The sequence below is a fragment of the Oscillibacter sp. GMB15532 genome (assembly GCF_041020825.1).
In the GTDB taxonomy this organism is placed as follows: Bacteria; Bacillota; Clostridia; order Oscillospirales; family Oscillospiraceae; genus Oscillibacter.
The window spans coordinates 1-10,049 of sequence record NZ_JBEVTO010000012.1 but is presented as its reverse complement, the minus strand read 5'-3'; the positions used below and the strand labels follow the sequence as shown (position 1 = coordinate 10,049).

The following is a 10,049-nucleotide window of genomic DNA, read 5'->3' as shown; positions in this document are numbered from 1 at the left end:
AGTCTGCCAATTCCACCACTCGCGCATATTCATCTGAAATTTATGCAGTCCCCATTCTCCGCCGAAGCGGAGATGGGAATGGTGCGGCTGACGGGATTTGAACCCACACGTCGATTGGACACCAGCACCTCAAGCTGGCCTGTCTACCAGTTCCAGCACAGCCGCGAATCTATGCCAAAAAAAGACTGCTTGATTATTATAGCCAGAAGCCTGAAAAATGTCAACCTTAAATTTCCCTTTTCGGCAAATATTTTGTTTTCCCCTATTGCAGCCGCGCCGGAGGGCGGATTTCCGCTCCTCCGGCGCATATGTCCACCTTCCCCGCGGGGCTCACCTCACCGCTCCGCTGCGGGCGTATATGTCCTGTGCTCTTCCACGCACTCATACCGCGGGCGGATCAGCTTTCCGCCGCCGGAAAGCTCCTCCATCCGGTGAGCGCTCCAGCCGGAAATGCGGGCCACCGCAAACAGAGGCGTATACAGCTCCTTGGGCAGGCCCAGCATTTCAAATACAAACCCGCTGTAAAAATCGATGTTTGTGGAGATGGCGTCCTTTCCACGCCGGGCGGACAGCAATCCTTTTCCCAGCCGCTCCACCCGCTCGTAGAGGTCCAGTTCTTCTCCCCGTTCCTTTTCCTTGGAGAGAGTCTTCACATAGTCACGGAACACCTCGCACCGGGGGTCGGTCCGGGTATAGACCGCGTGACCCAGGCCATACAGCAGTCCCCGTCCGTCAAAAACCTCTCCGTTCAAAATGCGTCCCAGATACTGTTCAAGCTCCCCGTCGTCGCTCCAGTTGCGCACATGGGACTTGATATCCGCCATCATCTCCATCACCTTGCTGTTGGCCCCGCCGTGGCGCGGGCCCTTCAAAGACGCCATGGAGGCCGCGATGGCCGAGTATGTGTCCGTTCCCGAGGAGGTGACCACGTGGTTGGTAAAGGTGGAGTTGTTGCCGCCGCCGTTGTCGGCGTGGAGCACCAGTGCCACATCCAGCACGCGGGCCTCTAAATCCGTATACCGTCCGTCCTGACGCAGCATCCTGAGAAAATTCTCCGCCGTGGACAGCTCAGGCCTCGGCTCGTGGATAAACAGGCCCTCTCCCTTGTTGAACCGATATGCCTGATAGGCGTAAATCGCCAGCAGCGGCATAATGGCAACCATCTGCAAGCTCTGGCGCAGCACATTTCCAAGGCTGATGTCATTGGGCTGATCGTCATAGCAAAACAGCGTCAGCACCGCTCGCTGCATGGTGTTCATCAAATCCTGAGGCGGCGCTTTTAAAATCACGTCCCGGAGAAAGTTGCTTGGCAGCGTTCGATAGGTGGCAAGCTGCACGCAAAAATCCCGCAGCTGCACCTCGGTGGGCAATTCGCCAAACAGCAGCAGATACGCCGACTCCTCAAAAGCCAGTCTGCGGCCCTCAGACCCCCGAACAAGCTCCCGGCAGTCAATGCCCCGGTAATACAGCACGCCGTCCTCCGGCAGAAGCTTTCCATCCTGGTCCACGGAGTACGACTGAATTTCACCCACGCGGGTCAGTCCCGTCAGCACACCCCGGCCGTTCTCGTCCCGCAGGCCCCTGCGCACGTTGTACTTCTGATACAGCCCGGGATCAATGTAGTTCTTCTTCTCCCACTGCTCCTCCAGAGCCCGAATCTTGGGCGTAATCTGGGAGTAGACATTCTCCCCTTTTTCCGACCAGATCATTCCGCCGCCTCCTCTTGCCGCCCCGCAGACAGCCACAGCCCTCACGGCGGCGCCTCAGCGCCGCATATGCAGGTTCCGCCGTTCGCAAAGCAAACCGTTCCCCATAAAAATCATATACCGCAGCGGCGTTTTGTGCCCGCGATATTATAATGCAATCATATCACACGGCACTTTCATCTTCAACGAATTGTATTGGTTTTTTATCGGCCATTTCCCCAAATATTGCAGCGTCGTTTATTGTTTTATTCATTTTTTCGGCAATCTGACGGGTTTCCCTGCAAATTGTTCCGCCTTTAAAGCTGCGCAAGCGTCTCTCCGATGGAATCAGTAATCACTAGGTCGGCGGTCAGGTCCGCCGCCACGGGAGATTTATTGATGATCACCAGCTTGCGTCCCTGATACCACCGGATCAGGCCCGCCGCCGGGTATACGTTCAGGGAGGTGCCCCCGATGATCAGCATGTCTGCCTCGGCAATGTAGCGGGCGGCCCGCTCCATCGTATCCATGTCCAGCCCCTCCTCATAGAGCACCACGTCGGGTTTTACCCGCCCGCCGCAGGCAGCGCAATGGGGAACGCCCTGAGATTGGAGCATAAAGTCAAGCGTATAGGGCTTTTGGCAGCTTTCGCAGTAATTTCGCAAAACGCTGCCGTGAAGCTCCAGCACCGTGCGGCTTCCGGCCGCCTGATGCAGTCCGTCAATATTTTGGGTAATCACCGCCTTCAGCTTACCCCTCTCCTCCAGCTCCGCCAACTTACGGTGGGCGGCGTTGGGCTTCGCGTCGGGGGCAAGAAGCTTTGCCCGGTAGAATCGGAAAAATTCTTCCGGCTTGCTTTCGTAAAAGGTATGGCTTAAAATAGTTTCGGGTGGGTAAGCATACTGCTGGCGGTACAGCCCGTCCTCGCTCCGGAAATCAGGGATCCCCGACTCTGTGGACACCCCCGCGCCTCCGAAAAAAACGATGTTGTCACTGCCGTCCACCAGGGCCTTTAGTATCTTTGCGCTTTCTGTCATAAAACGCCTCCGTCCGCGTCAATTCTTATTTAGAATAAGGAGAACTTCCATGAATATTCAAATCTTCGGCTCCTCCAAGTCCTTCGACAGCAGAAAAGCCGAGCGGTGGTTTAAAGAGCGCCGCATCAAATATCAGTACATTGATGCCGCCTCCAAGGGATTATCCCCCAGAGAGTACCAGTCCGTCAAGCAAAAAGTTGGCTACGAGGCGCTGGTCAATACCAAGTGCCGGGCTTACGAGGCCCTGTTCATGGCCTATATCACACCGGACGCGCAGGAAGCAAAGCTTCTTGAAAACCCGGAGCTGTTCCAAACGCCCATCGTCCGCAATGGGAAGGACGCCACCGTGGGCTACCATCCGGAAATCTGGGAGACGTGGGAGTAACCCTGCCTGCTCACAGCGCAGGAAAAGGCCCCGGGAATTGATTTTCCCGGGGCCTTAAATTTTTGCTTCTTTTCTCAAAATGCAGGCAGACGGGCAGAAAGCGACGTACTCCTGCCATCTTCAAATTTTCGTACTTTTGTTCTGTTTTTCCTCTTGACAAAAACATTCGTTCTAGTTATAATCAGTTTAAATTAGAACAACAGTTCCAAAGGAGGGCTTTTTATGACTGGATACACCCTGTTTTTGATTTTTGTGGGTACGGGATTTTTGACGCATCTTCTCTTTCGTTTGATTGACGCGATCGAACGCCCTTCTCGGTCCCTCCGGCGCGCGGAAACGCGCTGAGCGTGCCATGGAACTGCTTGAAAAGCTGACCATTCTCTCCGACGCGGCAAAATACGACGCCGCCTGCACCTCCTCCGGTGCGCGGCGGGGCTATAAAGAGGGCTTCATTGGCAACACCTCCACCTCCGCCATGGGCTGCTGCCATTCCTTTTCGGCGGACGGGCGATGCGTCACGCTGCTGAAGGTACTTCTGTCCAATCAGTGTGCGTACGACTGCAAATACTGCGTCAACCGCCGCAGCAATGACACGCCCCGGGCCTCGTTCACCCCGGAGGAGCTGGCAGAACTGACCATCGCCTTTTACCGGAGGAACTATATTGAAGGACTGTTCCTCTCTTCCGGTGTTTTGCGCAATCCGGACCACACCATGGAGCTGATGATCCGCGCATTGCAAATTCTGCGGGAGACTTACCGATTTAACGGTTATATCCATGCCAAAGCCATCCCGGGCGCCGCGCCGGAGCTGGTGGAGCGGTTGGGTCTTCTGGCGGACCGGCTGTCCGTCAATATTGAGTTGCCCTCGGAGGCGGGACTGAAGTCCCTTGCTCCGGACAAGACAAAAGGTGCGATTCTCGCACCCATGCGGCAGATTCAAACCCGCGGGGTCCAATGTAAAGAAGAATTGGTCAAATACCGCCACGCGCCGAAATTTGCCCCTGCGGGGCAAAGCACCCAACTGATTGTGGGGGCCACAGCAGATTCCGACCTGCGGATTTTGCGCCTGACACAGGGGCTGTATGACCGCTACCGCCTTAAGCGGGTTTTTTTCTCCGCGTACGTTCCCGTGGTTGCGCATTCTCTCCTCCCTTCCCGGGACACAAAGCCCCCTCTGCTGCGGGAGCACCGGCTCTATCAGGCAGACTGGCTTTTGCGGTTTTACGGGTTTCGTGCGGAGGAGCTTCTGGATGAGGGAACGCCGGACTTCAACCCGCTGGTGGACCCCAAGTGCAGTTGGGCGCTGGCTCATCTGGAGTTCTTTCCGGTGGAGGTGAACACCGCGGACTACGAGGCCCTGCTTCGGGTTCCGGGGATCGGCGTCGTCTCCGCCAAGCGCATTCTGGTTTCCCGCAGAGCAGGAACTCTGCGAACAGAGGATCTTAAAAAGCTGGGCGTGGTGATGAAACGGGCACAGTATTTTCTTACCTGCCGGGGGCAGATGTCCGAGGGGCTTCGGTTTACGCCGGAGAGCCTGCTCCGCAATCTCATTGCGGCCGAGCAGCCCGGCCTTCCCGGCACCCGGATGGAACAGCTCTCCCTGTTCGGCGCGTGAAAGGGGTGTATGATGGAGGTCATCTATCTTTACGACGGGAGCTTTGAGGGCTTTCTCTGCTGCATCTTTGAAAGCTACGCCAATCGGGAACCTCCATCAGACATCACGCCTGAGGAGGACGCCTGCCCCACCCTGTTTCAAACCCGGCACATCAAAACAGACAAAAGCCACGCGGACCGCGTCCTGCGCAAGATTGCGCTTCTTTCCGGCGAGGCGGTCATCCTGCTGCGGCGGGGCTTTCTCACCTGCCTTGAACATCGGGAGATGTACCTCTATCGCCTGACCGCCAAGTTGCTCCGGGAGGGGCCCGGTTTTCTTCGTAATCTGGCGGACGAAACGCTGCTGCCCGTTCTGAAGGCGGTGCGCCATCTGGAGGGGGAGGCCCAGCTTCTGCGGGGCTTTGTCCGCTTTTCGGAGTATTCCGGAATCCTAGGCGGAGAAATTGAGCCGAAAAACCGGGTGCTTCCGCTGCTCCGCTCCCATTTTTGCAGCCGCTTTCCCAACGAGCGGTTTTTTCTCTACGACCGCACCCACCGCGAGGCGCTGTTCTACGCCAGCGGAAAGGCCGTCATCGCTCCTTTGGAGCAATTCGAGGCGGTTGCACCGGACGAAACGGAAGCCGCCTTCCGGCGGCTGTGGAAGCGATTTTATGATACTGTTGCCATCAAGGAGCGGGAAAATCTCCGCTGCCGTCAGACCCACATGCCAAAACGCTATTGGGGCACCATGACGGAATTTCAGGGTGAGGATTATTTCATCGCCGGGCAAACTCCCCGGCTGGAACACCGCGGACCGGGGCTGCCGTCTGTCTGAGAGGGACAGTAAAGCCGCGGAAGCACATTTCATGCGCTTCCGCGGCTTCTGATCGAAACGGCACGACCGCTTCCATACAGTTTTATCTCTCAGGGCGCCACGGCTCAAAGGCCCGCCGCAGACGTTCCAGTCCCCGCCGCTCCAGCCGGGAAATCTGTACCTGAGACACTTTCAGAATCCTGGCGGTCTGCTCCTGCGTAAAGCCCCGGAAATAGCGAAGAAGAATGGTCATCCGCTCTTTTTCAGGCAGTGCCTCCACTGCCTGCCGTACTGCCAGACGCTCAACAATTCCGTCCTCCGGCGCCTCAGTTCCCAGCATTCCCTCCAGCGCAAGGCCGTCTTCCGTCTCCCGCTGAAGAGAATCCGGCAGGTCCGTGGCCAATTCTGTTCGAGCGATTTCCTCTGGAGTCAGCCCCGTGCTCTCCGACAGCTCGGAGAGCGCCGGCTCTCTTCCCAGTTCAAAGCGCAGCCGCTCCCGAACACTGTACAGCAGCGCCGCTCGCTCCCTGATGGTCCGCCCCACCTTGATGGCCCCGTCGTCCCGGAGAAACCGGCGGATTTCGCCTGCGATTTTTGGCACCGCGTATGTAGAAAAGCAGGTCCCATAAGTAAAGTCAAAGCCCTGCACCGCTTTTAAAAAGCCCAGACAGCCCAGTTGATAGAGGTCGTCCACCTCTACGCCCCGGCCGTAATATCGCCGGACGATGCTCCAAATCAGGCCGCTGTTCTCCTCCACAATCTGCTCGCAGGCCCGCTGGTCACCCTCCTGCGCCGCCCGGAGCAGGTCCAGCGTCGCCTGCCCACTCATCGCTGTCCGTTGGCCCGGCTGGCAATTTTCTTGCGCATGGTCACCGTGGTTCCCCTCCCCGGCGTGGAGTGAATGGTGAGGGCATCCATAAAGCTCTCCATAATGGTGAAGCCCATGCCGCTGCGCCCGTCGCCGCCGGTGGTAAACATGGGCTGGCGCGCCTTGTCAATATTGGGAATTCCCTTCCCGGCATCCTTAATTGAGATTTCCAAAATATTGCCTTCGCAAATTTTAGCCTTCAGACTTACCTTACCGATCGAGTCAGGATAGGCATGGACGATGGCATTGGTCACTGCCTCGCTGACGGCCGTCTTAATATCCTCCACCTCATTCAGCGTGGGGTCCATCTGAGAGGCGAAGCAGGCCGCCGCCATCCGAGCAAAGCCCTCGTTGCTGCTGCGGCTGGGAAACTCCAGCCGGATGTAATTCACGCTCTTCCTCATACCGTTCCCTCCTGTTTTATGTGAATCAGCCGCCCGATTCCGGCGGCATCCATCACGCGCTTTGCCTGTGGCTGCACATGGCAGACCTGCATGCTTCCGTCCAGCGCATCCATGCACCGCTTTGCCCTCAGCAGCAGCGCAATGCCCGAGCTGTCCATGAAGGTCACGCCCCCGAAATCCAGCAGCAGCCTGCGGGGAAGCGCCGCGTCCACCGCCAGCTCCAGCTCCCGGATGGCGTCTTTCGCGGCATGATGGTCCAACTCCCCGCTGAGCTCTAACAGTAAATTGCGGTCCGCCGTCTGCATCTTGATATCCATCTCCCAAGTCTCCTTTGCATCAGCTATATCAATTCCATAAATTGAGCGCGGCTTGGGTTTGCCGCTTACATCAGGTCTTTTCCATGCAGCCGTGGCCGGACACCCAAAGGGCAGCAGCCGCCACTTTTTAAGCTTGTCCCTCTCATCTGAGGCATCCGCCCAGGGCCGCCTGCTTTTCAAAAGCCTGAGAAGACCTGTCATGCATGTCCCTGCGGCGATCATAACATGACTTAAATTTTCTTTTCTGTCGAAAACCTTTTGGTTTCCATAAATATTTTATTATGGAAACCAACTATGTTGTTCAGATGATTGGATTCCCTGCTTTTCGCGTCTCATCGCGCATCTTCATTGCACCAGTCAGAAACCGTCTCTCCTCCTCCACGGTTTTCTCTCTTGCTTTTTGTAATAAAAGCTGATAAAATGAGAAAAATTGCGTAAACGTTTTACTTTCCACGGGACGCATATTTCCGCCCCGTTTGAAAAATGGGAGAGACGGATGGAACACACACAGATCACAGCACTGGGCGAAATTCTGATTGACTATACTCCTCTGCCGGACTCCGACGCCGGCATGGCGGTATTTGAGCAAAATCCCGGCGGGGCCCCGGCGAATGTGCTGGCCTGTGCCGCAAAGCTGGGCCGTAGGACCGCTTTCATCGGCAAGGTAGGCGACGATATTCAGGGCCGCTTTCTCACGGACACGCTGAAAAAAACCGGTATTGATACCCACGCCCTTCTTGTAGACGGACGTTATTTTACCACGCTGGCGTTTGTGGAGCTTTCCGAGCGCGGAGAGCGCAGCTTTTCCTTTGCCAGAAAGCCGGGCGCAGATGTGCAGCTTTCTCCCGAGGAGCTGGATCGCGAGTTGATTTCTCATAGTGACATTCTGCATTTTGGCTCCCTTTCTTTGACGGATGAGCCCGCCCGCAGCGCCACGATGGAGGCTGTGCTTCTAGCCCGCAGGTCCGGAGCAATTATCGCCTATGATCCAAACTACCGACCGCTGCTGTGGACAAGCAGGGATGCCGCCATGGAGCAAATGCGCATTCCTCTGCCGCTGGTACATCTTTTAAAGGTTTCCGACGACGAGGTAGAGTATCTGACGGACTGCTCTGATCCGCAGGAGGGGGCGGAAAGACTTGTGCACCAAGGGCTTCGTTGCGTGGTGGTAACCATCGGAAACCAGGGAGCACTGGTGGCTGCAAAGGAAGGGAGCGTCATGGTTCCCGGCTTTCCTACCCGTGCCGTGGATACCACCGGAGCGGGCGACTCTTTTTGGGGAGGTTTCCTGACCCGCGTCTCAGAGTGCGGAAAGCCGCTGGAACAGATCACCTTTCAGGATTTTCAATTCTTTGCCCGTTTTGGCAACGCTGTGGCCTCTCTTTGTGTGGAAAAACGAGGTGCCATGCCCGCCATGCCTCACCGGGAGGACGTTCTTCGCCGTATGCAAACGGCGGGAGAGTGGTCACCGGACACGGTAAAATGACATGAAGCATTGACAGCACTACGCCGCGAAAGAGTGTGCGGACACAGTGGTTTATATGCGTGGGCTAATAAAAGGGGCCCCTATCCTTTCCGGTATTTATAAAACATTGCAAAAAACATCAAAGAAATAAGCCTTACGCGTAACCCCACAAACAATACTGTTGACAATCAAACGCAGAAAGCACACGATTTTCAAAAATCGTGTGCTTTCTTGTATTTAAAATAAGGAACGTTATTAAAAAAGCTGCCCTCAATTACTTTTACAGTAAAAATAGCAAACAGTTTTTCTTTTTTCGTATTCCCCACCTGTCGGTGATGGATATCCCATCCAAGTGTTTATCCACGGACGCAAAGCAGCCGTACGGTTTGCTTCTTGACCCCACGGAACTGTCTGCCCCAAACGGTTGGTATCATCACCAAGGGTTTGTATTTATTTATCAAACTCTCCAAAAAATGCAGGATGGCCTAAACTGCTGCTATAAAAAGCCGTTAAAATTTGACCAAAAAGTTATGCAGGCGGTTATCCGGGCTGTGGCTGCACCATTCAGTGTGCTTGCTGGGCTGATCGGTGGCGTGATACTTGTACCCAGTGCATCGTCATGCTAGTAGCAGCTGTGATAGCCTCACCCTTTGGCGTCTTCCTTGCCGCCCAATAGGAAGACACTTGGCACAATCTTGCATAAGTTGCCACCCATGCGCTAAGCGACCGGCGAGTATCTCCTCATGAATGGCGTATCTTCTAAAGAAAGGCCTCTAAAAAATCCTGCTGTACCGAAGTTTTCCAGCCAATCCACATCTGACGGGAAAGCTCCGGCCGAGATAATGTCGGCTCAGATATGCCGACTTCAATCGTGTTGACAGCTCTGGGAAGTATCATGGGAACAGCTCATTCGGGGAATGAGCTAACAGTTAGTGGTATAACGCTGATGGATGCGACGGTAAGCGTTCGGGTATGAACTTCAACGGGGCATATATCAATATTGCGAGTGCGATCCCAAATACTTATACGCCGATTGCAGCCAACATAGGGCCGTTTTCAAAGTCAGTGTGCTAGGCTATAGTAGATTTGTAACCAGCGGAGCAGTGCAGATATCGGAGAAACCTCCCACAAATTGATTTCTTTCCCTTATGTTGACCGAACGCTTAACGGCGAGGTGGCTGGAGCTACTTAAAGCCGTGGCCCATGTGGGCCTCCAAATTCATCCTGTACTTTCCACCATTTGCAATCATCTCACAGCATAACAGGCGGGGCGTCGGTATAAATGCGGGTGCTCTGCTTTTTTTATACCCTTTTCTCCGGTGAAGCTATCTATGCCATTCCAATTTGTAGTCAAATCTTTTTGCTTTGACTGCAAATTGGAAAGATCGTGCATCGGGCAATTGATATCCCACCACATAAAGAACCGAGTTCCGCCATCCGGTCGGATGGCGGAACTCGGTTACTTAAAAAGCAGCGCTTAT

The 10,049-nt window shown here is 55.2% G+C and carries 11 protein-coding genes and 1 tRNA gene; 5 read left to right on the top strand and 7 right to left on the bottom strand.

The features are described from left to right. Positions 1 to 79: 79 nt before the first annotated feature. The 4 genes from ABVS15_RS13495 to ABVS15_RS13480 form a co-directional block, all read right to left on the bottom strand. A tRNA-Leu gene (locus tag ABVS15_RS13495) sits at positions 80 to 165 on the bottom strand. A 170-nt stretch (positions 166 to 335) separates the two neighbouring features. Next, positions 336 to 1,709, bottom strand: coding sequence for a citrate synthase (locus ABVS15_RS13490; protein WP_369284207.1), 1,374 nt, complete (start codon positions 1,707 to 1,709; stop codon positions 336 to 338). Positions 1,710 to 1,869: 160 nt separating this feature from the next. Continuing rightward, on the bottom strand, positions 1,870 to 2,016 hold the full coding sequence (locus ABVS15_RS13485) for a hypothetical protein (protein ID WP_369284206.1): 147 nt from the start codon (positions 2,014 to 2,016) through the stop codon (positions 1,870 to 1,872). Then, complete coding sequence (locus tag ABVS15_RS13480) at positions 2,003 to 2,722, bottom strand: NAD-dependent protein deacylase (RefSeq protein ID WP_369284205.1); 720 nt, start codon at positions 2,720 to 2,722, stop codon at positions 2,003 to 2,005. Before ABVS15_RS13480 ends, ABVS15_RS13485 begins: the two co-directional genes overlap by 14 nt. Before the next feature lie 49 nt (positions 2,723 to 2,771). Between ABVS15_RS13480 and ABVS15_RS13475 the strand changes: the two genes are divergently transcribed. From ABVS15_RS13475 to ABVS15_RS13465, 3 genes are all read left to right on the top strand, one after another. Then, entirely contained in the window at positions 2,772 to 3,107 is a 336-nt protein-coding gene (locus ABVS15_RS13475) for an arsenate reductase family protein (RefSeq protein ID WP_369284204.1), read from the top strand. A 352-nt stretch (positions 3,108 to 3,459) separates the two neighbouring features. Further along, on the top strand, positions 3,460 to 4,722 hold the full coding sequence (locus ABVS15_RS13470; protein WP_369284203.1) for a putative DNA modification/repair radical SAM protein: 1,263 nt from the start codon (positions 3,460 to 3,462) through the stop codon (positions 4,720 to 4,722). 12 nt (positions 4,723 to 4,734) lie between these two features. Continuing rightward, a complete protein-coding gene (locus tag ABVS15_RS13465) occupies positions 4,735 to 5,535 on the top strand; it encodes a TIGR03915 family putative DNA repair protein (protein ID WP_369284202.1) in 801 nt (266 codons plus the stop codon). 82 nt (positions 5,536 to 5,617) lie between these two features. On the opposite strand, the gene ABVS15_RS13460 is transcribed toward ABVS15_RS13465, so the two are convergent. Genes ABVS15_RS13460 through ABVS15_RS13450 form a run of 3 tightly spaced genes read right to left on the bottom strand, consistent with a single transcriptional unit; the run spans position 5,618 to position 7,103 of the window. Next, positions 5,618 to 6,343, bottom strand: a complete 726-nt coding sequence (locus ABVS15_RS13460; protein WP_369284201.1) for a sigma-70 family RNA polymerase sigma factor — start codon at positions 6,341 to 6,343, stop codon at positions 5,618 to 5,620. After that, positions 6,340 to 6,786 (bottom strand): anti-sigma F factor, encoded by a 447-nt coding sequence (spoIIAB, locus tag ABVS15_RS13455; protein WP_369284200.1) that lies wholly within the window; start codon positions 6,784 to 6,786, stop codon positions 6,340 to 6,342. Before spoIIAB ends, ABVS15_RS13460 begins: the two co-directional genes overlap by 4 nt. Further along, positions 6,783 to 7,103, bottom strand: a complete 321-nt coding sequence (locus ABVS15_RS13450; protein ID WP_369284199.1) for an anti-sigma factor antagonist — start codon at positions 7,101 to 7,103, stop codon at positions 6,783 to 6,785. Before ABVS15_RS13450 ends, spoIIAB begins: the two co-directional genes overlap by 4 nt. 496 nt (positions 7,104 to 7,599) lie before the next feature. Here ABVS15_RS13450 and ABVS15_RS13445 point away from each other — a divergent pair, with 496 nt between their 5' ends. After that, complete coding sequence (locus ABVS15_RS13445) at positions 7,600 to 8,589, top strand: carbohydrate kinase family protein (RefSeq protein ID WP_369284198.1); 990 nt, start codon at positions 7,600 to 7,602, stop codon at positions 8,587 to 8,589. Positions 8,590 to 8,789: 200 nt separating this feature from the next. Further along, positions 8,790 to 9,194, top strand: coding sequence for a replication initiator protein A (locus ABVS15_RS13440; protein WP_369284197.1), 405 nt, complete (start codon positions 8,790 to 8,792; stop codon positions 9,192 to 9,194). Positions 9,195 to 10,049: the final 855 nt, after the last annotated feature.

Excerpts from the sequence above, each read along its gene's own strand:
- ABVS15_RS13445 (WP_369284198.1), top strand. The coding sequence starts at position 7,600 with ATGGAACACACACAGATCACAGCACTGGGCGAAATTCTGATTGACTAT.
- ABVS15_RS13460 (WP_369284201.1), bottom strand. The coding sequence starts at position 6,343 with ATGAGTGGGCAGGCGACGCTGGACCTGCTCCGGGCGGCGCAGGAGGGT.
- spoIIAB (WP_369284200.1), bottom strand. The coding sequence starts at position 6,786 with ATGAGGAAGAGCGTGAATTACATCCGGCTGGAGTTTCCCAGCCGCAGC.
- ABVS15_RS13470 (WP_369284203.1), top strand. The coding sequence starts at position 3,460 with ATGGAACTGCTTGAAAAGCTGACCATTCTCTCCGACGCGGCAAAATAC.
- ABVS15_RS13490 (WP_369284207.1), bottom strand. The coding sequence starts at position 1,709 with ATGATCTGGTCGGAAAAAGGGGAGAATGTCTACTCCCAGATTACGCCC.
- ABVS15_RS13450 (WP_369284199.1), bottom strand. The coding sequence starts at position 7,103 with ATGGATATCAAGATGCAGACGGCGGACCGCAATTTACTGTTAGAGCTC.
- ABVS15_RS13465 (WP_369284202.1), top strand. The coding sequence starts at position 4,735 with ATGGAGGTCATCTATCTTTACGACGGGAGCTTTGAGGGCTTTCTCTGC.
- ABVS15_RS13480 (WP_369284205.1), bottom strand. The coding sequence starts at position 2,722 with ATGACAGAAAGCGCAAAGATACTAAAGGCCCTGGTGGACGGCAGTGAC.
- ABVS15_RS13475 (WP_369284204.1), top strand. The coding sequence starts at position 2,772 with ATGAATATTCAAATCTTCGGCTCCTCCAAGTCCTTCGACAGCAGAAAA.